The organism is Gloeothece verrucosa PCC 7822, from assembly GCF_000147335.1.
In the GTDB taxonomy this organism is placed as follows: domain Bacteria; phylum Cyanobacteriota; class Cyanobacteriia; order Cyanobacteriales; family Microcystaceae; genus Gloeothece; species Gloeothece verrucosa.
This window is the reverse complement of sequence record NC_014501.1, coordinates 1,333,174-1,360,030: the sequence shown is the minus strand read 5'-3', so window position 1 is coordinate 1,360,030 and position 26,857 is coordinate 1,333,174. Positions and strand designations below refer to the sequence as shown.

The 26,857-nt window shown below is 40.3% G+C and carries 25 protein-coding genes and 1 tRNA gene; 12 read left to right on the top strand and 14 right to left on the bottom strand.

All coding sequences use genetic code 11. The features are described 5' to 3' along the window. The first annotated feature begins 65 nt into the window (after positions 1 to 65). The 7 genes from CYAN7822_RS06060 (at position 66) to bcp (ending at position 4,089) form a co-directional block, all read left to right on the top strand. Complete coding sequence (locus CYAN7822_RS06060; protein ID WP_013321355.1) at positions 66 to 290, top strand: helix-turn-helix domain-containing protein; 225 nt, start codon at positions 66 to 68, stop codon at positions 288 to 290. An 11-nt stretch (positions 291 to 301) separates the two neighbouring features. After that, complete coding sequence (locus CYAN7822_RS06055; protein ID WP_013321354.1) at positions 302 to 592, top strand: hypothetical protein; 291 nt, start codon at positions 302 to 304, stop codon at positions 590 to 592. Beyond that, on the top strand, positions 592 to 882 hold the full coding sequence (locus CYAN7822_RS06050) for a type II toxin-antitoxin system RelE/ParE family toxin (RefSeq protein WP_013321353.1): 291 nt from the start codon (positions 592 to 594) through the stop codon (positions 880 to 882). The genes CYAN7822_RS06055 and CYAN7822_RS06050 overlap by 1 nt, the downstream gene beginning before the upstream one ends. 317 nt (positions 883 to 1,199) lie before the next feature. Beyond that, positions 1,200 to 2,288: an alanine dehydrogenase gene (ald, locus tag CYAN7822_RS06045; protein ID WP_013321352.1), complete on the top strand. Its 1,089-nt coding sequence runs from the start codon at positions 1,200 to 1,202 to the stop codon at positions 2,286 to 2,288. A 33-nt stretch (positions 2,289 to 2,321) separates the two neighbouring features. Continuing rightward, complete coding sequence (locus tag CYAN7822_RS06040; RefSeq protein ID WP_013321351.1) at positions 2,322 to 2,744, top strand: BlaI/MecI/CopY family transcriptional regulator; 423 nt, start codon at positions 2,322 to 2,324, stop codon at positions 2,742 to 2,744. Then, positions 2,744 to 3,607, top strand: a complete 864-nt coding sequence (locus tag CYAN7822_RS06035; RefSeq protein WP_013321350.1) for a M56 family metallopeptidase — start codon at positions 2,744 to 2,746, stop codon at positions 3,605 to 3,607. The genes CYAN7822_RS06040 and CYAN7822_RS06035 overlap by 1 nt, the downstream gene beginning before the upstream one ends. 2 nt (positions 3,608 to 3,609) lie before the next feature. Next, positions 3,610 to 4,089 carry a thioredoxin-dependent thiol peroxidase gene (gene bcp, locus CYAN7822_RS06030; protein ID WP_013321349.1) on the top strand — a complete coding sequence of 160 codons (480 nt, stop codon included), beginning with the start codon at positions 3,610 to 3,612 and terminating at the stop codon, positions 4,087 to 4,089. Between the two features lie 214 nt (positions 4,090 to 4,303). Here bcp and CYAN7822_RS06025 read toward each other — a convergent pair whose 3' ends face one another. The 9 genes from CYAN7822_RS06025 to recG form a co-directional block, all read right to left on the bottom strand. Next, positions 4,304 to 5,656, bottom strand: a complete 1,353-nt coding sequence (locus tag CYAN7822_RS06025) for a DNA double-strand break repair nuclease NurA (RefSeq protein WP_013321348.1) — start codon at positions 5,654 to 5,656, stop codon at positions 4,304 to 4,306. 25 nt (positions 5,657 to 5,681) lie between these two features. Beyond that, entirely contained in the window at positions 5,682 to 7,709 is a 2,028-nt protein-coding gene (locus CYAN7822_RS06020; RefSeq protein WP_013321347.1) for an ATP-binding protein, read from the bottom strand. 19 nt (positions 7,710 to 7,728) lie between these two features. Continuing rightward, a complete protein-coding gene (locus CYAN7822_RS06015; RefSeq protein WP_013321346.1) occupies positions 7,729 to 8,718 on the bottom strand; it encodes a DNA-methyltransferase in 990 nt (329 codons plus the stop codon). Then, a complete protein-coding gene (locus CYAN7822_RS06010; protein WP_245602701.1) occupies positions 8,711 to 8,989 on the bottom strand; it encodes a hypothetical protein in 279 nt (92 codons plus the stop codon). The genes CYAN7822_RS06015 and CYAN7822_RS06010 overlap by 8 nt, the downstream gene beginning before the upstream one ends. A 93-nt stretch (positions 8,990 to 9,082) precedes the next feature. Further along, positions 9,083 to 9,155: transfer RNA gene (locus CYAN7822_RS06005), tRNA-Phe, on the bottom strand. A gap of 148 nt (positions 9,156 to 9,303) precedes the next feature. Further along, complete coding sequence (gene hemJ / locus CYAN7822_RS06000) at positions 9,304 to 9,894, bottom strand: protoporphyrinogen oxidase HemJ (RefSeq protein ID WP_013321345.1); 591 nt, start codon at positions 9,892 to 9,894, stop codon at positions 9,304 to 9,306. Positions 9,895 to 10,056: 162 nt separating this feature from the next. After that, complete coding sequence (locus CYAN7822_RS05995; protein ID WP_013321344.1) at positions 10,057 to 10,929, bottom strand: hypothetical protein; 873 nt, start codon at positions 10,927 to 10,929, stop codon at positions 10,057 to 10,059. A gap of 329 nt (positions 10,930 to 11,258) precedes the next feature. Then, positions 11,259 to 13,997 carry a bifunctional acetate--CoA ligase family protein/GNAT family N-acetyltransferase gene (locus CYAN7822_RS05990; RefSeq protein WP_013321343.1) on the bottom strand — a complete coding sequence of 913 codons (2,739 nt, stop codon included), beginning with the start codon at positions 13,995 to 13,997 and terminating at the stop codon, positions 11,259 to 11,261. Positions 13,998 to 14,170: 173 nt separating this feature from the next. Further along, on the bottom strand, positions 14,171 to 16,627 hold the full coding sequence (gene recG / locus CYAN7822_RS05985; protein WP_013321342.1) for an ATP-dependent DNA helicase RecG: 2,457 nt from the start codon (positions 16,625 to 16,627) through the stop codon (positions 14,171 to 14,173). A gap of 95 nt (positions 16,628 to 16,722) precedes the next feature. Here recG and CYAN7822_RS40480 point away from each other — a divergent pair, with 95 nt between their 5' ends. Beyond that, positions 16,723 to 16,929, top strand: a complete 207-nt coding sequence (locus tag CYAN7822_RS40480) for a DUF6888 family protein (protein WP_425365334.1) — start codon at positions 16,723 to 16,725, stop codon at positions 16,927 to 16,929. Next, a complete protein-coding gene (locus CYAN7822_RS05975) occupies positions 16,926 to 17,135 on the top strand; it encodes a DUF6887 family protein (RefSeq protein WP_013321340.1) in 210 nt (69 codons plus the stop codon). Before CYAN7822_RS40480 ends, CYAN7822_RS05975 begins: the two co-directional genes overlap by 4 nt. A 104-nt stretch (positions 17,136 to 17,239) precedes the next feature. On the opposite strand, the gene CYAN7822_RS05970 is transcribed toward CYAN7822_RS05975, so the two are convergent. The 3 genes from CYAN7822_RS05970 to rpsB all read right to left on the bottom strand — a co-directional run bounded on the left by CYAN7822_RS05970 (position 17,240) and on the right by rpsB (position 20,027). Then, positions 17,240 to 18,142, bottom strand: coding sequence for a hypothetical protein (locus tag CYAN7822_RS05970; protein WP_013321339.1), 903 nt, complete (start codon positions 18,140 to 18,142; stop codon positions 17,240 to 17,242). A gap of 159 nt (positions 18,143 to 18,301) precedes the next feature. After that, positions 18,302 to 19,162 carry a translation elongation factor Ts gene (gene tsf / locus CYAN7822_RS05965; RefSeq protein WP_013321338.1) on the bottom strand — a complete coding sequence of 287 codons (861 nt, stop codon included), beginning with the start codon at positions 19,160 to 19,162 and terminating at the stop codon, positions 18,302 to 18,304. Between the two features lie 52 nt (positions 19,163 to 19,214). Continuing rightward, entirely contained in the window at positions 19,215 to 20,027 is an 813-nt protein-coding gene (gene rpsB / locus CYAN7822_RS05960; protein ID WP_013321337.1) for a 30S ribosomal protein S2, read from the bottom strand. A 220-nt stretch (positions 20,028 to 20,247) separates the two neighbouring features. On the opposite strand from rpsB, the gene CYAN7822_RS05955 reads away from it, so the two are divergent. After that, positions 20,248 to 20,586 carry a hypothetical protein gene (locus CYAN7822_RS05955; protein ID WP_013321336.1) on the top strand — a complete coding sequence of 113 codons (339 nt, stop codon included), beginning with the start codon at positions 20,248 to 20,250 and terminating at the stop codon, positions 20,584 to 20,586. 78 nt (positions 20,587 to 20,664) lie between these two features. On the opposite strand, the gene gcvH is transcribed toward CYAN7822_RS05955, so the two are convergent. Further along, positions 20,665 to 21,060 carry a glycine cleavage system protein GcvH gene (gcvH, locus tag CYAN7822_RS05950; RefSeq protein WP_013321335.1) on the bottom strand — a complete coding sequence of 132 codons (396 nt, stop codon included), beginning with the start codon at positions 21,058 to 21,060 and terminating at the stop codon, positions 20,665 to 20,667. Between the two features lie 189 nt (positions 21,061 to 21,249). Here gcvH and pds point away from each other — a divergent pair, with 189 nt between their 5' ends. Together pds and crtB are read left to right on the top strand one after the other, a co-directional pair. Beyond that, on the top strand, positions 21,250 to 22,671 hold the full coding sequence (pds, locus tag CYAN7822_RS05945) for a 15-cis-phytoene desaturase (RefSeq protein ID WP_013321334.1): 1,422 nt from the start codon (positions 21,250 to 21,252) through the stop codon (positions 22,669 to 22,671). 159 nt (positions 22,672 to 22,830) lie between these two features. Then, entirely contained in the window at positions 22,831 to 23,763 is a 933-nt protein-coding gene (crtB, locus tag CYAN7822_RS05940) for a 15-cis-phytoene synthase CrtB (RefSeq protein ID WP_013321333.1), read from the top strand. A 202-nt stretch (positions 23,764 to 23,965) separates the two neighbouring features. Here crtB and CYAN7822_RS38955 read toward each other — a convergent pair whose 3' ends face one another. Further along, a complete protein-coding gene (locus CYAN7822_RS38955) occupies positions 23,966 to 26,452 on the bottom strand; it encodes an AAA family ATPase (protein WP_013321332.1) in 2,487 nt (828 codons plus the stop codon). Positions 26,453 to 26,857 lie beyond the last annotated feature (405 nt).

The following is a 26,857-nucleotide window of genomic DNA, read 5'->3' as shown; positions in this document are numbered from 1 at the left end:
GTATTGTACCAACAAAGATCAACATTAATAAGATCGATTTAGAATGAAGGGTAGGAGGATGTACTATGCCCAACACTGCTCAAGAAATCTACAGACAGGTTGTCAGTGCCTTACCCTTAGATGAGCGCTTAAGCTTGGCAACACTTATTCTTAACGATCTAGTTGAGCAAAATGTATCTATTATCCAGTGTAGCGACACTTGGACTGAGCAAGATAAGTTTGACTTGATAAGCTTATCTTTGCATTATTCGGCAATGCTTTCTCCTGAAGATCTTGAAAATCAATTTTAACAATCTTAATCATGAGCCAACCTGCTGCTTCAATTAATACAAAATTGATAGACTCTCTTGCTCAAATTATCCTTTCTCTTACCGACGAGGAACAACAACTCCTCGCGCAGAAAATTCAGTTTTCATCCTTGAATAGTGAAGAACTTCAACATAAACGGCAAGTCTTACAACATGATCTTTCAGTAGGTGCAGAACAACTCAAAAACGGTAATTATACAGACTATGATGAGTCCTCGTTGCCCAGTTTGCTTGAAACGATTAAGATGCGGAGCAAACAAAGGCTTCAGCAGGAGCAAATTTAATGAATCGTTTTCGTCTTTCACGGCAGGCAGAACAAGATTTAGAAGATATTTGGGTTTACCTAGCACAGCAGGATGAACTCTTAGCCGATCAACAAATTGCTCAAATTTTAAACCGATTTCCCATGTTATCTCAATTTCCCGATCTGGGAAAGCAACGAGACGATCTGCTAGTAGGACTTAGAAGCTTTCCTGTTAAACCTTATCTTATTTTTTATACTAAAACTGTCGAGGGAATCGAAATTATTAGAGTTTTACATCAAGCAAGAGATGTTAACCGTCAATTTTCATGATTAAACCACCAACTGAATCTTTAGCTTATTAATACTTTTATCAATTGAAAATAACTTTTAAGAGGTAGCGATCACTTTACCCTTTAAATCTTAAAACTAATTACATCTGTAGGGATAAATAGGATACAGAAACACTCTACATTATAGCACAAAATTAAATAAATCATAATTATTGCAACTTTTTTTAAAATAGGGATTATCTTAGAAAAAGTGCAATTAACATAAATTCCAGTAGCCCTCGACAAGAGATAGAGGCTTGTCTAACAAGACCTCGTTACAGTGGAAGTATAACAAAACATTTGGTATTGAGGATTAAAATGGAAATCGGAGTTCCCAAAGAAATTAAAGATCAAGAGTTTAGAGTCGGGTTGAGTCCTAGTAGTGTAAGGGTTCTCTGGGAAAAAGGTCATACCGTATTTATAGAAACCCAAGCCGGAGTAGGAGCCGGGTTTACTGATCTAGACTATCAACAAGCCGGAGCGAAAATTGTCAAGACTGCTACAGAGGTATGGGACCGGGAAATGGTGGTTAAAGTCAAAGAACCTCTACCCGCAGAATATCCCCACATACACAAAGAACAATTGCTATTTACCTATCTTCATTTAGCCGCCGATCGCCCTTTAACCGAACATCTGATCGAATCGGGTGTTAGCGCCATCGCCTACGAAACTGTAGAATTATCTAATAAAACCCTTCCTTTACTTACCCCCATGAGTATCATCGCCGGGCGCTTATCGGTGCAATTTGGGACTAGATATTTAGAAAAACAGCAAGGCGGCAGAGGGGTATTATTAGGCGGCGTTCCTGGAGTACGTCCGGGTAAAGTGGTTATCCTCGGTGGCGGAGTCGTGGGAACAGAAGCGGCTAAAATGGCGATCGGGATGGGGGCCCAAGTACAAATTCTCGATATCAGCGTGGATCGTTTATCCTATTTAGAGAGCCTTTTTGGGTCTAGAGTAGAACTGCTGTACAGCAATTCTACCGAAATAGAAAGGGTGGTACCCGACGCAGATTTACTTATTGGTGCAGTATTAGTGATCGGCAAACGAGCGCCGGTCTTAGTTTCTCGTCAATTAGTCTCGAAAATGCGCCCAGGTTCAGTAATTATCGATGTGGCAGTGGATCAAGGCGGCTGTATTGAAACCCTTCATCCCACTTCCCATAGTAACCCCACTTATGTCGAGGAGGGAGTGGTTCATGTGGGTATTCCCAATATGCCCGGGGCAGTGCCTTGGACAGCTACCCAAGCTCTTAATAATAGTACCCTACCTTATGTGCTTAAATTAGCTAATGAGGGATTAAAAGCTTTAGAAAAAGATGCTGCCTTAGCTAAAGGGTTAAATGTTAAAGGTCATCGTCTTATTCATCCGGCTGTGCGCGAAGTATTCCCAGATTTAGCCAGTTAACCCTGTTGATCAATGTTCAATTTTTAATTGCTTATGCCACCTCTACCTGATTATCGCCCTAAACAACTTTCCCTAGGCCCCCTAGAAACGGAAATTCTCAATATTGTCTGGGATATGGGGACAGCTACCGTTAAAGATGTTCATGACCAAATTTTAGCCGATCCAGACCGAGAGTTAGCCTATGCTTCTGTGACGACGGTACTACGCCGCTTGACGAATAAAGGTTGGTTGACTTGTCATAAACAGGGTAAGGCTTTTTACTGGCAACCTTTAGTTTCTCGCAAACAGGCCCAGGCGATCAAGTCTTATGATCAATTACATCGCTTTCTTGCTGTCAGTAATCCTGATGTAGTCGCCTCTTTTGCTGATAGTCTAGATACAGCGAGTCTAGAACAATTATCAGAAATTGCAACTCGTTTACAGGCTATCCGCAAAAAACGGGAGGAAAAACGATAATGCACCTAGTCATGATTTTGAGCGCATTAGGGTTAGCTTGTGGCATTCGTTTATTAGTGCCATCTTTAACCGAAAATTGGATGAACCGTTGGCAGCGATCGCTGTTTGTTTTTCTGTTTCCCCCTTTATTATTGCTGATGACTTCGGTGGCGGTAATTTGGATGGGATATCATGGGCAAATGTTCGGTTTACAGGCCGGTTGGTATAGTTATTTATTGGCAGTGGGTTTTCTGCTGATCGCTATTTTTTCAGGGTTCAAACTTGCCTATCAAGGTTGGCTATCACTGCAAAATCTTTCTGTTTATCCTGAAAAAATGATTATGGGTAAAAGGGCAAGAATTCTTGATCTTGCCTTTCCTTATAGCGCCCAAATAGGCTTTTGGAAACCCCAATTAGTGATTAGTCAGGGGTTATTAGATAGTTTAGATCAAGACCATTTACAAGCTGTCTTGGCCCATGAACAGGCCCATGATGATTATCATGATACTTTCTGGTTTTTCTGGTTAGGATGGTTGCGTTCTTTGACCTTTTGGCTACCTAATACCGAAGGGTTATGGCAGGATTTGTTATTTTTAAGAGAGTTGAGAGCAGATTATCAAGCGGCTCAAAAAATAGATGGTTTGCTTTTGGCAGAATCTTTACTGATTGTCGCTCAACAAGTTAATGAAGATCGTTTTGAGATTTCAGCCGCTAATTGTTCGGCGGCTTTACATGAGTCGGTTCATCAAAATCGTTTAATAGAAAGAATTAATGCTCTTTTAAATGAGTCTAATCCTTCTCTAGTTTATGTTTATAATTATTGGAGTTGGAGTTGGCTGCCGCTTTCTTTACTTCCTTTGACGACTGTTCCTTTACATTGTTAATAATGAGTAATTTACCTAAGATAGGAGCAACAGCACCCGATTTTGCGGCGAAAGATCACAAGGGTGATTTAATCAGTTTGTCCCATTTTGCGGCTCATTGGTTAGTGCTTTATTTTTATCCCAAAGATAATACTCCTGGTTGTACCACAGAGGCGATAGATTTTACGCATTTTTCTCCTGAGTTTGCGGCTTTAAATGCTAAGGTGGTAGGGGTTAGCCCGGATACTGAAAAGTCTCATGGTAAGTTTATAGAAAAACATAATTTATCGCTTCAACTTCTGAGTGATCCGGAGCATACAGTAACCAGTGCTTATGGGGTTTGGGGATTAAAAAAGTTTATGGGAAAGGAATATATGGGGGTTATTCGCTCTACTTTTTTAATTGATGCTGATGGAAAAGTTGCTTATGTTTGGCCGAATGTTCGGGTTAAAGGTCATGCTGAGGCGGTTTTGAAGAAGTTGAGGGAATTAGGTCAATCATAATATCAGGTTAGTTATTATGATTAGTTACAAGGTGACATCCTCCCCAACTTTTTTGTCTAGAGGAGCTTAAAATCGCTCACTACCTAGGTATTTTAACCTGAGTAGTAGCCTCAAACTCTTGATTTCTCGTTCAAATTAGCTTGTAATTGCAATTTGGGGAGATAAGAAAGGGGCAAAAATTGATTTGAATATAATTTACAATGCAATATTTATTTTACTTAATAGTGTTATTAGCAAATTTAGTAAGAATTCTTTGGCTAGGATATGCAGAAAGACTTACTAATTTATTTACTAAAGCTACAGGGAATAAAGCAGAATCATACATATCACAACGTAATTTTTCTACATTATCTAAAATAGTTTGTAAATTTGGTAAGTCATTAATAGTTGGATTTTTCTTAAGTTCTCTTACTGGAACTGCAACAACATACATTTGTCCATTTCTAGTTTTAAAAATAAGTTTATGTCCATAGTTGCTAGTAGAAGCATAAGGAAGATTTGGATCACCCGTTCCCGGTAAAATATAACGATAAATATAATTATCACTCAAAATAAGTGCTTTTCCATTGTCGAGTTTGTTTTGTATATCTTGAGCGTGATCAACAAAAGCTCCACTTTTTTCTAATCCAGCTAATAATATATTATGTTCATCTAAAAGCCAATTGACTAAATCTTGCATTGCAACATGAAGTTGTGCAGTTTGTCCAAAAAAGCCAGTTGAACCATCTTTAATAAATAAAACTTTCTTGAGCATTTCTGGCTGTCTGTTACATAATAATCTAATTAAATGAATGATAATTAAGTGTTCAATTACATTAACTAAATAACCTAAAATACCGCCTGCTCCTGTTTCTTCATCAATAACTTCATGAAGCCGAAAAATATCAGTTAAATAAATTATTCCTCCAGTTTCAGGACATTTAAAAGTATAATTTCTATTCATTTCGCTTTCAAATAAACGAACTGAATTATTATCTACACTTAATGGATTTCTTCCTAAATTCCAGTATTTATCTTGTTCTGTTCTTTTTCCTTGTTTATATTTACGAAATACAAACCATGCCAAGGTATCTATTAAACTTTTATCTTCATCTAAATTATTTTTCATAAAAAATTCATAAATTGCTTTTAATACAGTACCTTTAAGGGTACTACTATCTTTAAAGCATAGGTTACGAGTAGGTAGGGCTAATTTTAGACGCTGAATATTTTTTAGTTTTGCCATATCTTTAGGGTCAATAAAAGCTGATGAATCGACTTCAGCTAAATCCTCTGACTTAAAAAATAAAGCTCCAAATTGTAAAAAATGGATAGTTCGAGAAGGAAATTCTTTATTTAAAACTACTTCTGTGTAACCGCCATCTACGGCAATAATAGCCTCTACAGGATTATTTTGAGATGGTTCAAAATCTTCTATCAATTGTTCAGTAGAAATATCCTCAACTTGAGGAGGTTCTTCAATTCTTTGCATTACTGCTTGAACCTCTGGATCTTTAATAATATGATGATGTGAAGCTTTACTTGCACTTTCAAAAGGACGACGGTTATTTTTACTGGTATATCCCATAATTTTTGAGTTTATTTAAACTAATTTAATCTTCAGGAGGAAAACGATCAATTTGAACTGGAATCACAAAAGGATTGCTGTAAGTTTTCATACGAACAAAACCTTTATCTGTGTCTTGACTAAAGCGAATTAAACTCTCTGTAAAATCGCTAAAATCATAGTATTTTCTCAATTCCTTAATTTCATCTTCATTGTTTAAATGAGATATAAACCAGTTTTGAGTTGCTTTTAAAATATTACTGCTAATTGAACTCACTTCTTGAGTAGCGTAAATTAAACCAAGATTTAACTTAGCTCCTTCTTTAGCTAATCTATTATAAATTTGGGATAAATCTTTATCATCTTTTTTAGGAAAAAGATTATGTGCTTCTTCAAAATAGAATTGAATAAAATTATTAGGACGAGTGCTAGTAAAGCGACTGATAGCATCAGCAAAAATTCTTTGACATATTCTTTCACTAAAGATGGCTTGTATTTCAGCATTACCCAGTGAAAGATCAACAATAACAATTTTGCCTTGTCTTAAATTATTGAGAATATCTTGGTCAAATGGTGCTTGATTAGTGCTAGTATGCTGTTTTACAATAGGTTTAAGAATACGAAATCCATAACAATCAGCATCTTTTCCTGAACGACTTCTACGAGTTAGTATGACAAGCAAAGCTTTTAGATCATCATCTGCCCATTCACGTCCTTCATTTTGTTGCCTATAATTGCTGAAAGTGCCATTAGGATCTGCCTCATAAATGTTCCAAAAATTTTCCCACCAATTTGCAGCTTCTTCAAGATTTAATCCTGAAGACGGATTAACATCTGGATTAACATCATTTCGGACATTTTGATTCGCTGAAAATCTTACTGTAAAATTATTGGGAACTTGAAAACCAGCCCGGAAAAGACAACATAAATATACGGAAAGTTTTCTATCGTAACGATTTCTTGCTGAGTGATTATTTTGATAATCTTCCGGTTTTATCAGATCAACAGATTTAAAATTTGTAACAAATCTAGTTCTGTCTTCTGCTATAGTAGGATAGCTTTTTATTATTTCAAAACCGTTTTCAATTTCCCTATAAAAGTTAACCTTCATTTCCTTAAAGCCTTTTTTAGGAACTGTTGAATATCTAACTGTTTGCTCTTCATATAAATCAAAAATAGCTGTGCCTTGATCTTGAAGATTAGGATTAGCATATTCTCCATTAATATCAAAAATAATTTGTCCAATTGGATACTTAGGGTTATTATCTTCTGTGAAACGTTTAAGCACATCTTCTGGATCTTCTTGCTTTTTATCTAAAGTTAAAGGAGCATTATTGCTCATTTCAACACAAGATTGAATGATCTTTTTAACTGTGTTAGATTTTCCGGTTCGAGTCATTCCAAAAAGAGCAGTTCTTGTTCCAGCAAAATCAGGAGCTTGAACATAAACTATTACGTCATTCTCTTGTTGCTGAAACCGTCGACTAGAACTATAACGAACTTTACCAATTTTTATGTCTCCAGAGCCTCCGGGAGTCCCATTTTCCCGATAGTTAACAATAGCTTTTAAAATCTCTGCTGAAGGCTTAATAACAGAGTAATTATGGGCACTATAAAAATTTTCTAAATCTGCCCCAAAACGAGTTTTTCTATTTTCATCAATGTAAAAAGAACCTAGTATAGAACATTCTAAACCGCTAAAAGAAAATTCGTAACGAGTGAAAGTGTCTAACTGAGATTTTTTCGTTTCTCCTGTTTTTATATCATCTTTATAATATTCAACCATACTACTAATTACCTCTTGATCCGTTGGTAATTTTGTTGGTTGAATAACTCTGAGCAATACTGCTTCAATATCGTTTTGCTTATCAAGTTCATTGTCATAATAAGCCAAAAGAAAACAACTTTGAGGAATACCTTTTGCTTGTTGCTTCCAAGCATCAGCTACTAATATTTCTGCTTTAGTATAACTAAGTCTAAATGGACGACCAACAAATATCCCTGTTTCCCAATCACCCGTAGATTTATTACGTTTAAAAAGATTAGGTTGTGTGAGTTTCTGAATAATGCTCATTTGAATAATCCTCATAAATTTATTCAGATGGTGTTTGTGTTTTTAATGTAGGGTCTTCAAAACGAATTTTTGACTGCTCGACAAATTGTTTTTCTGCATCTATTGCTAACCATTTTCGATTTAGTCTGGCTGCTGCATATCCAGTTGTATTACTACCAGCAAAAGGGTCTAATACCCAATCTCCAGGATCGGTTAAAAACTCAATAAAAAATGCTGGCAATCCCATTGGCATTCGTGCAGGATGAGGCGTGATTTTCCGTTCTTTACAAGTTTTAGCAAAAAAATTATTAGAACTGCTATTTGAATAAGAAAAAGCATTAGGTAGACGAACTTTTCTTTGAGAGTCCATATCGTCTAATTCTAGGAAATTATGAGCAATAGAACCACCACAATCTTTTAAAAAGCTAGTTTTTCCAATTTTATGCTCAGAGGGTCTTTTACCTGAGTTATAATTGCCAGTTCTAAGAAGGTATTTCATGCGTTCACTATAAGGACGCAATACTTTAGAATTATCTGCTTTAGGAGAATCCGTTTTAGCTACCCACCATAAACGAGTATAACTATCTACAGTTCTGATGCGGTTAACTGTTACCCAATTAGCAGGAGAAGGTAAGCGAGATGGATTGTAACAAATAAATTCTTGAATAAGGCGTAAATTAGTTCCTGCACACGAAACAAAACTCAACAATGATTGTAAAGGCAGTAATGATTGGACAGGACGTTGGGATTCCCAACTATTACCCAATTCAATAACAATAGAGCCATCTTCAGTTAACATTTCCGCAAAGAGAGGAGCTAAATCGGTAAACCATTGAAGATATTCGTCACCCAGCATATTGCCATAACTTTTTTTACTATTAAGAGGAAAAGGCGGAGATGTAAAAATTAACTGTATTTGGCCTTTGAACTTACAAAAATAGGATTCTTTCAAGACTTTTTCAGCCTCACCAACATAATAACAACCTGAGTTTGTTTCTTGGGCAGGCAATATTTTACTGTGATTATCCATGAATAGAAATAGCTTTTTTGAGTTTATTGATAAGTTGCTGATAAATCCCATCCAACCAAACAGGAATAACTGGGAAACCTTTATCAACAAAAGCGATAGCCTCCTCTCTATTAAAATCCTTCAACTTAAGTATTCCCACAGATTCATCAAAAACTAACATCAAGCGCTTAAAAATTTCCCGATTAGCAAAATCTGGTTCAAATTCCTTCAACTGCTGAAGTATCCCAGAAGCCGCCTCAAAACTCAACCCCACAGATAATAAATATTCCATCGATGTCAGTTTACAATTTAAGCTAAGTTCTGCACAAACATTTTAAACCCCTGAAACTCGGTTGTAGTAAGGGATTTAAGCTTTTTGTTTAGATGCCAGGAGGCGGAATTGAACCGCCGACACGAGGATTTTCAGTCCTCTGCTCTACCAACTGAGCTATCCCGGCTCGGGGATTTGTTTTTTCCCACGTTTATTAAATTTAGCAAATAGTTTTCTAAATTGCAAGCCCCCAAGGAAAAATTTTTTTTTGAAGGGGGGAGAATGGGGGCAGTTGAAGAAACAACTATCTCGTCACCCCCAAACAGCGATAATCTTTAAGTGCCAGCCGCTTTACTCACTTCCTGTGAGTTCAATTGCATTAATCTTTCTTGGTCTTTTCTGCGTTTCTTAGCGTATAGCTGAATCGAAGCCGCCATCAGAATCACCAAAGCCACTATCAACCAAGTGGTTAAATCCAAAGGTAATTGATTCTTAAACACAGCCAGAAGCACAATTACCACTAATAACACAGTCGGAGCTTCATTCAAAGCGCGAAACTGCTGCCCACTCCATTGACATTCATTTTTCTCAAGTTGCTTCATAATGCGCCCACAGTAAAAATGATAGCCAAGCAAAGCCACCACAAAAGCCAACTTAATATGCAACCAACCCGACTTTAAAACCTCTGTTTCTGTAGAGATTAAGCCGATCGCCATAGCTACCGTCACTACCATTCCAGGAGTGGTGATAATGTTATAGAGGCGTTTTTCCATGATCACATATTGATTTTTAAGAATCGTTTGGGCCGGTTCTGGCTGTTGAGAAGCTTCAGCGTGATAAACAAACAGCCGCACTAAATAAAATAACCCTGCAAACCAAACCACTACGCCGATCAGGTGAAATGCTTTAAACCAAAAATAAGCCATAAAACTTATCGTTTATAGAAATACCAACTTACTTTTAGTGAGTGTAGTGGGTTGATGGATACCTCAAGCAAATCCTCAATAAAAGTTTAAGAAGTCTCACGTTACAGAGGAGTGGTGAGCAATATCTGCCAAAGAGTGAAAACTTTTGCCCACCCTACTCCCTTATTCTAAAGCTTGAGAGCCGCTCCAAATCGAGGTAGTCAGTTGACCATAAGTAATTGATTCTTGGTGACTAGCGAAGACTGTTTGACCATCAAGAGCAACTGAAACCATTGGCCAGTCTTCATCCCCGAGAAAACCAGCACGAAATAAAACTTGCTCAGGGTTACTAGAATTCCATCCCATGAGAATCGCTGTGGTATCATGGTCATTCTTGGGGCTAATGGTTTTAGTCTGCCGCTTTTGACGATTCCAGATGACCGCATAGTCAGAAGCCTCAGAAGTATTAAAAACCCCTTCAAATTGTCTTGAAAGAAGGTAATTACCATCTGCCGACCAGGAAACCGGTATTAAAATGGACATTAAGCCGGGTATTTGTTCCTCATTATAATGTTGTGCTAGATGCTCGGCAAAAGGAGATTGAGCGCGAATAACTTGTAATTCTCCTGTGTGCAAATTTTCCAAAAACATAACGCTAGTTACCCGTGAGCGATACATTTCCGGTTCAACTGAGAAGGAAACGCGGGTATAGACAGCATATTCTCCATCTGGAGACACTAAAGAGGGACTACGATAATAGCGTAAACCGGAAACGCCTTTTTCTGTAAATTCAGCTTGAGTTTTCTGTATCCATTCCCAAGGAATAGGATAGGGACTATTCAGGGGATCATTGACGGCGGGTTCTACTGCTTCGGGATACACATCAGACACAAGATTTAACGATCCGAAAGAGCTAATGGCGGGTGAAATGACTTGAGACACTTTGTCAGTTTCAGCTTGCGCTTGTTGACTTGTTGTCATCAGCACTCCGGTTAATAAAATAGCCAATAGAGAATTACACCGAAACTCCTTGAGAAATTTTGGGCGTTTAAACATTGGGGTTAGCAGACTGTATGGGTTAGATGGCGTGTGGTGGGAGGAGCAAAGTGTCTCGGTTAAATTAAAGTTTTTTAGGATGGCTTGATATTTATATACTGTTAGTCTTTTAAGAAAAGGTTTGTGTTCCCATTTGTTGCAGAAACTTTACAATTTCAATAGTCGAGTTATCGCCGCAACTAATCATGAATTTTCATTTATTTAATACTAATAAATATTTTAGCCCGCGCAGGCGGGCAAAGCACCAGTTTTTCTGCATTTTGACGGTGTGTCAGCGTCTTTAAAAGGAGCAAGAGGGCATAATCTCCTAAATAGCTTTTGAAACAAGCTTATAGCTGATAATTTGCCGTCACAATATCAGGTGAGCGCTTAAGTTGAAAACCGACTTTTTCTGAGACTCGCTGCATGGCTCGATTTTCCGGTAAAATTTCGGCTTTAATGCGCTCTAATTTTTCATCTTTCCCAATTTGAACCAGCCTTCGCAACATTTCTGTTCCTAACCCCCGACGTTGATAAGCATCACTAACCAACATGGCAAACTCTCCCTCATTAATGCCATGAAGTTTACTTAAACGCCCCACAGCTAAAATCTCTTTTTCTCCGGTATCAGGATTTTTATACTCAGCGACTAAAGCCATTTCTCGGTCATAATCAATAAAACAGATCCGAGTTAACCTTTCATGAGCAATCCGACTACTGAGAGTCATCAGATGAAAATATCGGAAGTAAACACTTTCTTCTGAAAGCGTATGATTTAATTTAACGATCAAAGGTTCATCTTCAGGACGAATAGGACGAATATTGACGACTGTTCCATCTGGCATCGTCCAAGGGACAATATATTGCGTTGGATAAGGACGGATAGCCGGGTGGGAGAGTTGGTCTTCTGGGGTATCATGGGGATGAAGAACCACACGAGCATCTAGGGCAGTCAAGCGTTCCGCAGAAGCTAACAGAGGATTAATATCAATTTCTTTAATCCAAGGTTGTTCCACCACTAGCTGACTAAATCTGACTAACAAATATTCCAAAGCTTCTAAATTAACCGCTTTACGTCCTCTTACTCCCTGGAGAGCTTTATAAATTTTTGTTTGCTCTATCATCCGTCGTGCCAAGGTGGTATTCAGAGGAGGAAGGGCAATAGCATGATCGCGGAAAACTTCTACCAGTTGTCCTCCGGTCCCAAATAACAACACCGGACCAAACTGAGGATCAATACTACTACCAATAATCAATTCATAGCCGCCACTGAGATTGAGCATCGGTTGTACAGTCACCCCTTGGAAATGTTCGGCTCCTACTTTTTGAGTGACGGAGGTTTGAATATCGCGATAAGCCCATCGCACAGCCTCTTCATCAGTCAGATTTAATTGTACCCCTCCCACATCCGTCTTATGAGTAATCGTTTTGGAGTACAATTTGATCACCACAGGATAGCCAATGGATTCAGCAAAATCCACCGCTTCATCTTCAGTTTTCGCTGTGGCGGTCCTGACAATGGGAATACCATAAGCTCCTAAAATTTGCTTAGATTCTGATTCGGTTAGAATAGTACGTCCACAGGAGCGCACGGTTTGCAGAATTTCGTCAACTAACTCGCGGTTAGGGATTCCTTCTTGGTCATGCGGCAAGACTGGCGTTTCATAAATCCCCCGCAAATTATAACTATACTTCCACAGCCAATTAAATAAACGAGCGGCTGAATCCGGATAACGATAAGTCGGAATGCGACTATTATTAAGAATCGTTTCACCGGCAGTAATTTCTGTTCCTCCCATCCAACTCGCTAAAACCGGCTTTTGGCTTTTCTGGATGTAAGCTTTTAATTGTTCTGCTGTTTGGGTGGGATCAGTCATGGCTTGGGGCGTTAAAATGACTAATATTCCATCACTGTTAGGGTCTTGTTGAATAATATCGAATGCTTTTGTGTAGCGTTCAGGAGTGGCATCTCCCAAAATATCCACAGGATTACTATGACTCCAGTTTGCGGGTAAAATTTGATTGAGTTTAGCAATAGTTTCTGGAGCGAGTTCGGCTAATTCTCCACCGGTATTAATCAGAGCATCTGTGGCTAACACTCCAGGACCACCCGCATTAGTGACAATGGTTAAACGAGGCCCTTTCGGCAAACGAGATTGTTTACCTAATAATTCTGCCATATCAAACATTTCTGAAATGCGATTGACTTCCAACACTCCACAACGGCGGAAGGCAGCATCTAACACATCTTTAGACCCGGATAAAGCTCCTGTGTGAGAGGTAGCGGCTTTAGCGGCGGCTTCGGTTTGACCGGCTTTTATGATAATAATCGGTTTGGTGAGGGCCACTTCCCGCGCGGCGGAGAGGAAAGAGCGAGCATCACCAATAGATTCCATGTAGATCACAATACAATGAGTGTGAGGATCATCGCCGAGATAGTAGATTAAATCTCCCCAGTTCACATCGAGCATCGAACCAATGGAAACAAAAGCACTAAAGCCGACATTTTCCGAGATACTCCAATCTAAAACGGCGGTACAAATAGCCCCACTCTGACTGATAAATCCTACATTACCCGGGCGGGCTATACCAGAGGCAAAAGTGGCATTCAGTCCGTTTCTAGGGTTCATCACGCCTAAACAATTGGGCCCGATAATACGAATTTTTCCTCGGGCAATTTCTTGAATTTGCCGTTCTAACTCGAGTCCGGCTGCACCAATTTCTCGAAATCCTGCGGAGATAATAATGGCCCCTTGTACTCCGGCTTCCACACACTCAGCAATAATTCCGGGAATAGTTGGCGCGGGGGTGGCGATCACGGCTAGATCAACCGGTTCAGGTACTGCTTTAATATTGGGATAGGCTTGAATCCCTAATACATTGTGGCGTTTGGGATTAATGGGGTATATTGTGCCGCCAAAAGGGTTACTGATGAGATTCCACAGTAGGGTACGTCCTACACTACCTTCTTTATCTGTAGCACCAATGACAGCAACGGTGTCGGGTTTGAAGATAAAGCTTAGGGGCTGATATTCAGAACGGAGGATATCGTAGGCGGGGTCGGTAACGGGTTTGAGGGGTTTAAGCATATTCCGACAAGCTAAGAATTAAATGGGTTAGGCATGAGTAGTGCAGAGGTAGAAACCTATTAAGACTCAAAACTACTGAGCAGTTACCGCAAGAATTTCTACCTAATATGTAGCCTAACTTTTATTTTAAGTTTAGTCGCTAATATTTAAGTTTTGCTTAAGTCAAATTTTGTTTAAGTTAAGATATCAGCCCCTAACATTCGTTGATATTTTTCATCTAAGGCTTTTTTCAAAGATGGCATCGTCTTAAGGCTGGAATCAGCCATCATAATCCTTTCTGCGGCTTGACGGGCAATGTTTAATACTTCTTGATCCTCCACTAAACTGGCTAAAGCAAAATCCGGTAAACCTGTCTGACGAGTTCCCAACACTTCCCCAGGTCCCCGAAAACGCAAGTCCATTTCTGAGATAAAAAAGCCATCTTGAGACTGTTCTAATACTTTTAAACGTTGATGAGCATCCGGGGTGCGGCTACTACTCATTAACAGACAGTAAGATTTATGAGAACCTCTACCCACACGCCCCCGCAATTGGTGTAATTGAGATAACCCGAAACGTTCGGCATTTTCAATTAACATTACCGTCGCATTGGGCACATCTACCCCTACTTCAATCACTGTGGTTGACACAATAATTTGAGTTTTATTATCCCGAAAAGCGTTTAATGCTTCATCTTTTTCGCTTGAACTCATGCGCCCATGTAATAACCCGATCTGAAAATCCGGAAAGATCGTTTCCGATAAGCGTTTATATTCTTCTACGGCGGCACGAACATCTAATTTTTCTGATTCTTCGATGAGGGGAAAAATCACATAAGCTTGTCGTCCTTGGGCTACTTCTCGACGAATTAAATCATAAGCTTGAGTTCGTTCTTTTCCGCTTAATGCTGTTGTTTGAATGGGTTGTCTACCGGGGGGCAATTCATCAATTTGACTTACATCTAAATCCCCATGTATCGTTAAAGCTAAGGTACGAGGAATCGGCGTGGCAGTCATGGTTAAAACATGAGGGGCTTGTCCTTTTGCTAATAACCGCGCCCGTTGTTGCACCCCAAAACGATGCTGTTCATCGATTACTACTAACCCCAAATTCCGAAAGTTAACGGGGTCTTGAATTAAAGCATGAGTTCCCACTAATAAGGGTAATTCTCCGCTTTCTAATTGAGCATGAATTTCTCGACGTTTAGAGACTTTTGTCGAACCGGTTAGCAGTTCTACAGGAAGATGAAGCAGGTTAAACCATCCTACTAATTTACGATAATGTTGTTCGGCTAAGACTTCTGTGGGAGCCATTAAAGCGGCTTGATAACCGGATTGGATAGCGGCTAAAATGGCGAAAACGGCTACGATCGTTTTTCCTGAACCCACGTCTCCTTGTACTAGCCGGTTCATGGGTGTAGTGCCTTTTAAATCTTGTTGAATTTCCCCTATCACCCGTTTTTGGGCACCCGTTAAAGCGAAGGGTAATATTTCATTAAATTTTTCTATGAGTTCTCCTCTCGGATTAAAACTCGCACTTTTTTGGGTTTGTTTTTGTTCTTGACGACGTTGTAAAAAGCCTAATTGCAGAAAGAAAAATTCATCAAAAACTAAGCGTCTTCTGGCATGAGCAAGAATTTCGGGCGTTTCGGGATAATGAATATTCGCAATTGCCTCTTTTAATTTAATTAATCCATAGCTATTTTGTATATCTTTGGGCAGGGGATCTTTAAGTTGAGCAATTGCACCCATTGCTTCAATGACGGCTTTTCTAATGAGGTCTGCTGGAACTCCTTCGGTTAATGGATATACCGGTAAAACCCGACCTATTTTCAGAGATTCAATATTAGAACCGAGACTATCTAAAACTTCTATTTCGGGATTTTCTAAAGTCAATCCATATTTATTTTGTTTGACTAAACCCGATGCCGCTACTAGAGAACCCACAGCATATAATCGTTTTTGTCGTTCTTGCCAACCTCGGTTAGTAAAGCGATTTCCGGCAAAAAAGCGATTTAATTTGATTTGTCCGGTATGGTCTTTAATTAATAGTTCAAAAATAGAAAGTTGTTTATTTTTGGGACTGGTAAAACAGTTACAGCGTTTAACTGTACCTATAATGGTAACGGTTTCTCCGGCCACTAGATTAGCAATATTTACTTGACGAGCATAATCAATATGGTCTCTCGGATAATAAAATAGAAGGTCTTGTACCGTTTTTAATCCCAAACGGGCTAATAAGTCACTTTTACGGTAGCCTACTTCTACTAAAGCGCTCAGGGGTTGATCGAGGGTAATCTGTCTCGTTTGAGAGGTTTGGTGAGTAACGGGCGCAGTTTTCGGTAATTTAGGGGTTGGGGGTTCTTGAGGGGTTTCTAGGGTTTGTCGTAAGTCTTGCAAAAAGCGGCGAGTTTCGGCGACTAACTGTTGTCGTTGAGTGAGAGTTAAGTCGGGGTAACGGGAAAACTGAACCGCCATTTCTTGCCAACGCCGGCGATCATCTAACGAGGTTCCGATGGGGGGAGACTGTCCGAAATTTAAACAGAGAAACTCATGAAAGCGGTATTGGTTCCCCTGTAAGTCTGTAAACCCTCTTTCCGCTTCTACTGATAGGGCTTTCTGTAATCGTATCCAGTCTGGTGTCTCGGTCATAGTACATCTATATGGCTCTATATTATCCTATCGGATTTGCGAATTGGGGGGAAGGTGGAGAGTACCCAATCTATAAATTTAAGTAAAATAGGAATATTCAAGAGTATTTTAACGAGGTAAGTATTCTTCCAACAGTAGAACAAGCACTGAAATCTTTATACTTATGTCAGTCTTTAACAACGGCTTACCAACCTATTTATATGGTGCGTTTAGATGAGCGTAATGGTAAAGTATTCATTTTAGCGGGTGAGGATATACAAATTTTAGTTAGTCGTGATGGTAACTGGGAATTTTTATCATGAAGCCAAATTTTGAACAAATGAGCAAAACTGAATTAAGGAAATATGTTGCTACTCATCCGGATGATCAAGAAGCATTTTATGCCTTAGTTGATCGTTTAACGGCTCAACCCTCCAGTCAAGTTTATCCTGCTTCTATGACTCCTGGGGAGATTCAAGAAACGATTTTAAGTCATATTCAAAATAAACAGCACTCTACCGACACATAATTAACATTGTTGATAATTGATAAGAGTGACAAGTGAACAGTTAACTGTTGATTTTATTCAGGGATTAGGGGAATTTCTGATTAAAATTCTTTGTTAACTGTTAACTATTCTTCATACCAGCAAGCCCGCCAAGCGGCTTCAGCTTCAGCAACGGCACATTCTCGTTGTTTTTTCTGGTATTGTTTTCTAAGTTGAGCGATTTTCTCTAGTAAATTTCTAATTTCTCTATGATGTAAGCTTAAATTAGCATCAGCAAATTCGATTTCTGATAGGCGCAAATGAAGCGCCGTAATTTTAGTAATTTTTGAGGGGATTTCCGGTTCTTCTGCTGTTTCATCCAGATTTTTTGCTCCGGTTTCTACGATAACATTTAAAAGATTGGGACTGCCACTCATCGGTTGACCTGCTTCTTCGGCTTGAATAGCCATATCTAACACTTGAGGAGGCAATTGAGAAGGCAAAATATGAGCTTGTTGTAATAAATGATTAACCTCTTTAGATAAATTATTTAAAGTGGTAACAATCCCTTGTTCAAGCATTTTGCACCAGTTCACTAAATGATTGGGATTATTAATTACTGTGTTCTTGGGTGTGGTTGATTCTACGGGTAATAACAATTCGTCTTCGATTGTTTTTTCTTCTTCTGGTGTTTCAGTATTTGATAAATTTAATAGCATTTGTTCCATGATATTTAAACTCGCGCCAGGTTCTGAGTCTAAGTTATCTGTTTTATCTAAATAACTGAGAAGCTTAGGGTCAAGGGTTTTGCCGAGACTTTTGATATTTTCTTGAATTTTTTGTCTTTGACTGTAAGATAATTTAAGAAAAGCTTGAGGATAGGATTGAGTACAAATCTGATAAACCGCTAATATTAATTGTTTTTGAACAGACTGACTTAAAGTCTTTAAATATTTTTGATAGGTTTCCTTAGCTTCAGCATAGAGTAAGGAAGTCTGATTTTCAAGGATAGCTAATTCTTCTTTAAGTTTTTGAATTTTACTAGCCATAATAGATAAGCTTTCTGTGCCTAAATTACTGGATAATTTAAAGATTAAGTTTAAATGCTCTTAACTGTAAAAAGTTATTAATCAATATAGTAAAAAGGCAAAAGACAAAGAAAAGTTTCTTGCTTTTGCCTTAGAAACAGCAGAGTTAAGAGAATTAACTTACTTTTTCTTTTTCCCTTTTTTAGCAGGACTGGCTTTGGGTTTGTTGTCAGGCTGCGCTTTGGGTTGTTCGTTTTTAGTTTCAACCTCAGCCGCAGGGGGTTCTACTTCCACTACCGCTTCAGCCGCAGGGGCTTCGACTTCGACTACGGGTTCAGCCGCAGGGGGTTCTACTGTAGCTGTTTCAGCTTTGGGTTCTTCAACTTTTTGTCCGGTTTGGGCAGCTACTTCTTCAGCAAAGTTTTTCTCTTCTTTTTCAATTCCCTCGCCGAGAACAAAGCGTACAAACCGACGTATTTGAATATTTTCGCCTAATTGAGCAATGGTTTGCTTAACTAACTCTGCTACAGTAATGCTTTGGTCTCGAATGTAGGGCTGGTCCATTAAGGACAGTTCTTTGAGTCGTTTGCCAATACGACCTTCAACAATCTTGTCTTTAATGTTATCGGGTTTACCAGCTAAATCATCGCGCCCTTTTTCTATATCTTTTTCTTTTTGGGCAACTGCCTCGGGGATGTCTTCTACATTGACGTATTCAACATTAGGGCAAGCGGCAATCTGCATAGCCACATTGTTGACGAGTTCTTTAAAGGTATCTCCTCGGGCGACAAAGTCGGTTTCACAGTTGATTTCCACCAAGACCCCTATACGGCCGCCTGTATGGATGTAGCTATGAACTAGCCCTTCGGCCGTAATGCGTCCGGATTTTTTCTCAGCCGAGGTGATGCCTTTTTGTCGCAGCCATTCTGTAGCTTTAACAAGATCACCCTCGTTTTCGGAAAGCGCCTTTTTGCAGTCCATCATGCCAGCGCCGGTTTTTTCCCGTAATTCTTTGACCAGTTTTGCCGATATTTCCGCCATCTTTATTTGGTGTGTTTAAACTATAACCATGATTACACGATCAGTAGATGAATTATCTGTCAGACTCCTCATCATCGTCAGAATATTTAGATGCCCAATCTGCCTGTGAGTAGTTGTCTTCTTCTTCGTAGTCGTTTTCTAAGTTTTCATCAAAATCTTCATAATCTTCATCCGGGGCGACTTCTCCATGACGACCTTCATAAATCGCGTCGGCGAGTTTCCCAATAATCAGTTTAATTGAGCGAATTGCATCATCATTCCCCGGAATGGGCACGTCTACATAGTCAGGATCGCAGTTAGTATCCAACAAGGCCACAATGGGAATCCCTAATTTTTGACATTCCTGAACGGCGTTATATTCCCTTTTTAGGTCAATAATCACCACTACATCGGGAATCCGGCGCATGGTTTTAATGCCGCCCAAATATTTTTGCAGTTTAAACAATTCTCGACGTAAAACAGCCGCTTCTTTTTTGGGTCGTCGAGAGATGGCCCCGCTTTCTTCCATCTCTTCTAATTCTTTTAGACGTTCAGCCCGAGTGCGGATGGTTTCCCAGTTGGTGAGCATTCCTCCTAACCAACGCTGGTTAACGAAGTTAGAGCCACAACGTAGGGCTTCTTGTGCAATAATTCCAGCCGCTTGACGCTTAGTTCCCACAAACAGGAATTTTTTGCCTTGATCGGCGGCTTTACGCATATAGTCGTAAGCTTCCTCGATCAATTCGGCGGTTTGTACCAGGTCGATGATATGAACTCCGTTACGAGCCGTATAGATGTAGGGAGCCATTTTGGGGTTCCAGCGACGAGTCTGATGACCAAAGTGAACTCCTGACTCGAGTAATTCATTAAGAGTTACAACTGACATTTATTTTTTCTCCTATTCGGGTTTAGCCTCCATCCAGGTGAATTTCGTTGTTGAAACACCCGAACCCCTAGATGTGCGTAAATTAGACAACTTTTCTAGGATAGCATATTGGGGGAGAAGTCGAGGATTTTTTTTCGGGGGGCAAAAATTTTGAATGAGGAATCGAAGATGAGAATCTTGATTAAAATTGATCACAGCTAGATAATTTAGGCTAATTTTTATGGCTCGCTATACTTGTTCTTATTTAGTTAACGCTGAGATCGAGCAACTCCCCTCTTTACTCAATGAAATTCTCGATTCGTGCGGTTTTGAAATCATTTTTGAGGCACTCGGCTATATCATGGCCCGGGAACTGCCGGGGAATATCGCTTTTTCTAAGCTAGTCAGTGTAGATGTTTTTATTGATGCGACCAAAGTCCACAATCAGCAAGTTCCCTTGACTTGGGTGGTTAAGAGTGATGAACTCCCTTTACAGCAGTACAATCACTGTTGGCAGCGCTTCAAGGAAATTCAGCAGCAAATCGGAGAGCATCGTCAATGGCATTTAGTTGCTAATTGAAAATGTCATCAGAACAGATAGCCTCAGACCCAAGGATCTGAGGACATAGGTAGATTCGCTCTTTGAGAGGATCAACCTTCAGGTGTCTCCTTCTACTTGAGCGCGATACTCGTCGGCCGTTAAGGTTTCATCAAGTTCAGCATCAGGATTGACCACCCGTATTTTTAATAACCATCCTTCCCCATAGGGATCATCGGCGATGTGTTCTGGAGAGTCGATCATCGCTTCATTGCGTTCTATTACCGTACCAGACACGGGAGGATAAAGGTCCTCAACCGCTTTTACCGATTCGACACGACCAAAAGTTTCACCCACTTCTACCGGATCTCCTATTTCGGGTAAGTCTAGAAAAACCAGATCACCGAGTTGTTCGATCGCATAAGCGCTAATGCCTATGGTTGCAATTTCGCCATCTAGACGAACGTATTCGTGAGTATCGAGATATCTTAGATCATCGGGGTATTCGAGTTCCATTTCACATCCTCGTAAATCCGCAGCAAAGCTAAGTTTACAACGACTTTGACTAGGGTGACAGTCTATTGTCAACAATTGTGTATGATCTAAATTTTCCTCGAATTTTATCTTGTTAAAGAAAATGTTACAAAATGCAAAGTATAATAAAAAAGATGTTAAACACAAGCAGCGATTAAGTAGTTATTGTCAATGCGAGTAGTGATCGCCGGAGCCGGTTTAGCGGGATTATCTTGCGCCAAGTATCTAGTTGATGCAGGATTTACCCCGATTGTTCTTGAACGTCGAGATGTTCTAGGTGGCAAAATTGCCGCTTGGAAAGACGAAGATGGAGACTGGTATGAAACTGGACTCCATATTTTTTTTGGGGCTTATCCCAATATGTTACAGCTATTTAAGGAGCTAGGGATTGAAGAGCGTCTGCAATGGAAAGAACATAGCATGATCTTCAATCAACCTGAAAAACCCGGAACCTACTCCCGTTTTGATTTTCCTGACATCCCCGCCCCCATAAATGGCGTGATGGCGATCCTCCGTAATAATGATATGCTCACCTGGCCCGAAAAAATTCTATTCGGGATAGGTTTGATCCCTGCCATGATCAAGGGTCAAAGTTATGTGGAGGAAATGGATCGTTATTCTTTCTCTGAGTGGTTGCAAAAACACAACATCCCCAAGAGAGTAGAAAAAGAAGTGTTTATCGCCATGTCAAAAGCGTTAAACTTCATTAACCCTGATGAAATTTCTGCCACGATCCTGCTAACTGCCCTCAACCGTTTTTTACAAGAAAAAAATGGCTCAAAAATGGCGTTTCTGGATGGTTCGCCGACAGAACGTTTATGTGAACCTTTAGTAGACTACATTACTTCTAAAGGCGGCGAAGTTCGCTTAAATGCTCCCCTAAAAGAAATTTTACTCAATCATGATGGAACGGTCCAGAGTTTCATTATTCGAGGAGTTGATGGGGCCGCCGATGAAATTTTAACAGCCGATTTATATGTTTCTGCTATGCCGGTAGATCCCTTGAAGGTGATGTTACCGAAACCTTGGCGGGAAATGGACTTTTTTAAAAAGTTAGAGGGGTTAGAAGGGGTACCAGTCATTAATCTTCATCTTTGGTTTGATCGTAAGCTAACCGAGATAGATCATTTACTGTTTTCCCGTTCTCCCTTACTGAGTGTGTATGCTGATATGAGCAACACTTGTAAGGAATATGCTAACCCCGATCGCTCGATGCTGGAGCTAGTCTTGGCCCCCGCTAAAGATTGGATCACAAAGTCAGATCCCGAAATTATTGCAGCGACAATGGCGGAGTTAGAAAAACTCTTTCCCCAACATTTTACGGGAGATAATCCGGCTAAATTGCTCAAGTATCACGTGGTGAAAACCCCGCGTTCAGTGTATAAAGCCACTCCCGGACGACAAGCTTGTCGCCCCGACCAAAAAACTCCTATTGCCAATTTCTATCTTGCTGGAGATTACACAATGCAGCGTTATCTGGGAAGTATGGAAGGAGCCGTGCTTTCTGGCAAACAAGCCGCTAGTGTGATCGCCCAAGACTATTCTCCTAAGACATCCACTTCTTCAATTGCTGGAGAAGCAACCCTTGTCTAAATGGTGTCCATAGTCATTAGTCTTCTTGGGAATTTAATTTCTCAAGTTTTGCAAAGTTTTTGCTGAGTTACTAATGACTAAAGACCCAATGAATGAGAGAATTTTAATTGGCTTACGGCTCAATATCCCTATAATAGACCATCATTCTGCCTCTGCTGAATGCTGCAACTGCCTAGACCGACTCAACCAACCCAACCTCTAGCCTCGATTGAAGAGGCTTATGAACTCTGTCGCCAGATTACAGAGAAATACTCTAAAACGTTTTATTTAGGCACTTTATTGATGCCGCCAGAAAAACGTCAAGCTATCTGGGCGATCTATGTGTGGTGTCGTCGTACAGACGAACTGGTGGATGGCCCCAATGCCAAATTAACCACGCCAGAAACCCTAGATCGCTGGGAAGACCATCTCGAAAGTGTCTTTGCTGGTCATCCCCTAGATGATGCGGATGTGGCTTTGGTAGATACGTTAAAACGCTTTCCGATGGATATTGCCCCCTTTCGAGATATGATCGCCGGACAGCGAATGGATCTCTACCGCAGTCGCTATGAAACCTTTGAAGAATTGAACCTGTACTGTTATCGAGTAGCGGGGACAGTGGGGTTGATGTCGAGTGCGGTACTAGGGGTAGATGAAAGATATCGAACAGCCCCCTGGGAAAAGGATCAGCCGCTTTATATTCCTACTGAAGAAGCGATCGCTCTGGGAATTGCTAACCAGTTAACGAATATTCTTCGGGATGTGGGAGAAGATGCCGGACGAGGCCGCATTTACTTGCCGCTAGAAGATTTAAAATTATTTGATTACTCTGAAGAAGATTTGTTTAACGGGGTAATTGATGATCGTTGGCGTGCTTTGATGCGTTTTCAAATTTCTAGAGCAAGGAAATATTACGATGAAGCAGAACGCGGCATTCGTGCCCTTAGTCCTGATTCTCGTTGGCCTGTTTGGTCGGCATTGATGCTCTATCAGGGTATTTTAGATGTGATAGAAATGAATGACTATGATGTCTTTACTAAACGGGCTTATGTCCCAACGGCTCAAAAAATGCTTTTTTTACCGGTTGCTTGGTTGAGGGCCCAAGCTTTATAAATTTAAGATTTTGCCTTTACCCTGAAGGATGAGGGCCAACCGAACAAAGCCCGCCTACGCGGGCTAAATTATAACTATGATTAAGATGATTAAATGAATACTATAAGAGTGCTGGATTTTGAGAAAATTATCGATAAAACTGCTCATAGTTGCTCACATAATCAAATTAATCAAAGTTTAGACTAGATGAGGAGAGAGCCGCTTATTCAATAAACCAACGACGAATTAATTCCACTTGGAAACAGTAGCCATTGTCTAGCGGCTCAATTAATTCCCGCCTTAATAGCAATTCTAAAGCCGCTTCTAAATCTGGCTCAAAGTGTTGTTTTAAAGTTTGATAATCTGTTATTTTTCCTTCTCCTTTTTGGGCGATAAATCGTAATACTTTTAAACCTATTTCATCAATTTGATTCGTTTCAATATCAGCAAAAAAGAAACTTCCCGTCTGTAGTGCTTCTGGGATAGCGGCTTCTATATCTTTTAGGGTGGCTAGTCGTCGGACTTCGGTAGGTTGTTCGTTTTTATAGTTGACGATTTCTGAACATAATAATTGTACTAAACAGGGATGACATCGGGTAATTTTTAATATTCTTTCTGCGGCTTCGGGTTCGTAGCGTAGGGTAAATTCTGGGATGGGATTTTCAATTAATTTTCTCGCTTCTTCTTCTTGTAAATAACTGACGTGACACACCTGTACATTGATTAAATAACTCGCCCACCGTTGAAATTCTTCTAGAGTGTGACTCCCTGCGATCATGATTTTAAATTTAGGGCGATGTTGGATCAGATAGCGCAGATACCCTAAGACATCTTCTTCATCAAATCTTCCTTTAGTAATTGCTGTATCTAAAGTTTCAAATTCATCGAGGGATAATAAGGCGACTTTTTCTCCTAAAATTTCTTCGACTCCATCTAACCATTCATCAAAACGAGTAAAGGGATCATCGGCTAAAATTTCTCTGCTTATTGGGGGTAGTTTTAAGTAGTTTTGCCGCTTGGCTGATTCTTGCATCTGTCTAGCGATATTGTAGAGTAGTCCTATATGATCTTTAGAACTAGATACTGGCCCTTGTAAGTCAACAAATAGGGGAATAATAGAGTTAGGTAGGAGTTTTCCTAAGTTGTTGAGGAGGGAAGTTTTGCCCATGCGGCGCTGTCCATAGAGTAAGATGGGAGGGCGGCGGCGATCAATGATTAATTTTTCGATTTTTAATCCGATGCTGGTACGCCCCATAAAGATTTGAATTTGTTCATTGAGGGGTACACCAAAGATGTAAGGGTTATCGATTTCTTGATGATATTCAACTAATTCTCTGAGTTCTTCTATTTTATCGGTGATGATTTGTTGCCAATGGCGGGCAATAGTAGATAAACGAGGGGCATATTTATTATTACTGAGATTTATTCCTGAGATAGTTTGTTCTAGGTGCTTAGAGATATTTTCTAGGTTTGTACGCTGGTTAAAGATGCTTTTTTGGTTGAGGGCAGAGTTAACGTCTTCGCTAATGGTTTTGAAAGAGTTAAAAAGTTTGTTTAGAGAATCTTCCTCGCTACTTTCTGCTAGAATTTGATGGACTTGGGATAAGGTAATAATGTCTTGACAGCGTTCTAGTTTACGCCATTCTAATTCTAGTAGTGCGGCTTGTGCCGCCCATTTTTGACGGGTATCTAGTAGGTAGTTGAGGGCGGCTTGTCCTTCGATGGGGTTGCGTTCTAGGATTAAGAGAAGATGTTTATCTAGGCCCAGTAGGGGTAAGAATTGATATTCATCCCAAAAAGCGGCGTTATAACGGAGAAGCCTAGGTTTTTTTGAGAAAAGTATTTGATCGAGACGATAGATAAAATTGTCCCAGAGAAAGAGTAGAGGAAAGGCAAAAAAAGAGCGGTAGAAGTAAAGAATAATGCTGATACAAGAAACCACTCCTCCTGCCACGCCAAACGCCACCCCTACGGCCACGCCTGCCACCACGCCTACCCCCACGCCTGTCTCCACGCCTGTCTCCACGCCTTTCTCCACGCCTACCGCCACGCCAAACGCCACGCCAAAGATCACGCCTACCGCCACGCCAAAGATCACGCCTCCCGCCACGCCAAAGATCACGCCAAAGATCACGCCAAAGATCACCCCTACCCCCACGCCTGTCTCCACGCCTTTCTCCACGCCTTTCTCCACGCCTACCCCCACGCCTGCCACCACGCCTAGCGCCACGCCTAGCGCCACGCCAAAGGACAGGCCAAAGTACACGCCACCCGCCACGCCACCCGCCACGCCAAAGGACACGCCACCCGCCACGCCAAAGGACAGGCCAAAGTACACGCCACCCGCCACGCCACCCGCCACGCCAAAGGACAGGCCAAAGTACACGCCACCCGCCACGCCACCCGCCACGCCAAACGCCACGCCTCCCGCCACAAGAAAAGCAACTTCTTGTGTTAACTCGCCTCTTACCCAGAATCCTAAAATAATTAAGAGATATTCGAACAAGGGTAAAATTATATATCCCTGAAGGAGTGCCCGCCAGAATGCCCTATTTTTCCAGACAGAACCTCCAGTTTTGAGGCGTTCGATGTAATTATTCCAAGCGCTAGGGCGGCATATTAACCAGTAAAGAAGTTGTAAACTACCGATAAACAGATTAGGGTGTAATTCGGGAGAATGGTTGTACAGGTTGGGAGGTAATGAGGGCATAGGCAAATTAAAATTTATTCGTTTGTAGTTGCCTACTCTATAACTCAACTATATCTCACCCTCTAGTCAACCTAAAGTCAGCTATTTTTCTTTTTTTCTCGCCTCGGTTCTCAACTTTCCCTAGGGGATAGTTAAATTGTCGAGTTCAAAGGGCATTTATGAAAGATTTAGATAACATCAAAACCTTATTGGAGATTATAGTGATTTATATGTCACTAATTCAATCTCCTCCGTTGTTGCTGGTTGCGACTGTTGCGGTTTGGATCTATGTTTTTTTGAGTAACCCTAAAGCGCCGTAACCCTGAAGGGTTCGGCTATACGAGCGAAGCCCGCCTTCGCGGGCTAGAATATAAAACGGTTAGGTAATCTATATTTTGTATTGTTAAATATAATAAGATGTTTTAT

Excerpts from the sequence above, each read along its gene's own strand:
- hemJ (WP_013321345.1), bottom strand. The coding sequence starts at position 9,894 with ATGGCTTATTTTTGGTTTAAAGCATTTCACCTGATCGGCGTAGTGGTT.
- tsf (WP_013321338.1), bottom strand. The coding sequence starts at position 19,162 with ATGGCGGAAATATCGGCAAAACTGGTCAAAGAATTACGGGAAAAAACC.
- CYAN7822_RS06015 (WP_013321346.1), bottom strand. The coding sequence starts at position 8,718 with ATGGATAATCACAGTAAAATATTGCCTGCCCAAGAAACAAACTCAGGT.
- CYAN7822_RS38955 (WP_013321332.1), bottom strand. The coding sequence starts at position 26,452 with ATGCCCTCATTACCTCCCAACCTGTACAACCATTCTCCCGAATTACAC.
- CYAN7822_RS05955 (WP_013321336.1), top strand. The coding sequence starts at position 20,248 with ATGGCTCGCTATACTTGTTCTTATTTAGTTAACGCTGAGATCGAGCAA.
- bcp (WP_013321349.1), top strand. The coding sequence starts at position 3,610 with ATGAGTAATTTACCTAAGATAGGAGCAACAGCACCCGATTTTGCGGCG.
- CYAN7822_RS06040 (WP_013321351.1), top strand. The coding sequence starts at position 2,322 with ATGCCACCTCTACCTGATTATCGCCCTAAACAACTTTCCCTAGGCCCC.
- CYAN7822_RS06025 (WP_013321348.1), bottom strand. The coding sequence starts at position 5,656 with ATGGGATATACCAGTAAAAATAACCGTCGTCCTTTTGAAAGTGCAAGT.
- CYAN7822_RS06060 (WP_013321355.1), top strand. The coding sequence starts at position 66 with ATGCCCAACACTGCTCAAGAAATCTACAGACAGGTTGTCAGTGCCTTA.
- rpsB (WP_013321337.1), bottom strand. The coding sequence starts at position 20,027 with ATGTCAGTTGTAACTCTTAATGAATTACTCGAGTCAGGAGTTCACTTT.
- CYAN7822_RS06020 (WP_013321347.1), bottom strand. The coding sequence starts at position 7,709 with ATGAGCATTATTCAGAAACTCACACAACCTAATCTTTTTAAACGTAAT.
- CYAN7822_RS05975 (WP_013321340.1), top strand. The coding sequence starts at position 16,926 with ATGAAGCCAAATTTTGAACAAATGAGCAAAACTGAATTAAGGAAATAT.
- CYAN7822_RS05995 (WP_013321344.1), bottom strand. The coding sequence starts at position 10,929 with ATGTTTAAACGCCCAAAATTTCTCAAGGAGTTTCGGTGTAATTCTCTA.
- CYAN7822_RS05970 (WP_013321339.1), bottom strand. The coding sequence starts at position 18,142 with ATGGCTAGTAAAATTCAAAAACTTAAAGAAGAATTAGCTATCCTTGAA.
- CYAN7822_RS06055 (WP_013321354.1), top strand. The coding sequence starts at position 302 with ATGAGCCAACCTGCTGCTTCAATTAATACAAAATTGATAGACTCTCTT.
- recG (WP_013321342.1), bottom strand. The coding sequence starts at position 16,627 with ATGACCGAGACACCAGACTGGATACGATTACAGAAAGCCCTATCAGTA.
- crtB (WP_013321333.1), top strand. The coding sequence starts at position 22,831 with ATGCTGCAACTGCCTAGACCGACTCAACCAACCCAACCTCTAGCCTCG.
- CYAN7822_RS06050 (WP_013321353.1), top strand. The coding sequence starts at position 592 with ATGAATCGTTTTCGTCTTTCACGGCAGGCAGAACAAGATTTAGAAGAT.
- ald (WP_013321352.1), top strand. The coding sequence starts at position 1,200 with ATGGAAATCGGAGTTCCCAAAGAAATTAAAGATCAAGAGTTTAGAGTC.
- CYAN7822_RS06010 (WP_245602701.1), bottom strand. The coding sequence starts at position 8,989 with ATGGAATATTTATTATCTGTGGGGTTGAGTTTTGAGGCGGCTTCTGGG.
- CYAN7822_RS05990 (WP_013321343.1), bottom strand. The coding sequence starts at position 13,997 with ATGCTTAAACCCCTCAAACCCGTTACCGACCCCGCCTACGATATCCTC.
- CYAN7822_RS06035 (WP_013321350.1), top strand. The coding sequence starts at position 2,744 with ATGCACCTAGTCATGATTTTGAGCGCATTAGGGTTAGCTTGTGGCATT.
- gcvH (WP_013321335.1), bottom strand. The coding sequence starts at position 21,060 with ATGGAACTCGAATACCCCGATGATCTAAGATATCTCGATACTCACGAA.
- pds (WP_013321334.1), top strand. The coding sequence starts at position 21,250 with ATGCGAGTAGTGATCGCCGGAGCCGGTTTAGCGGGATTATCTTGCGCC.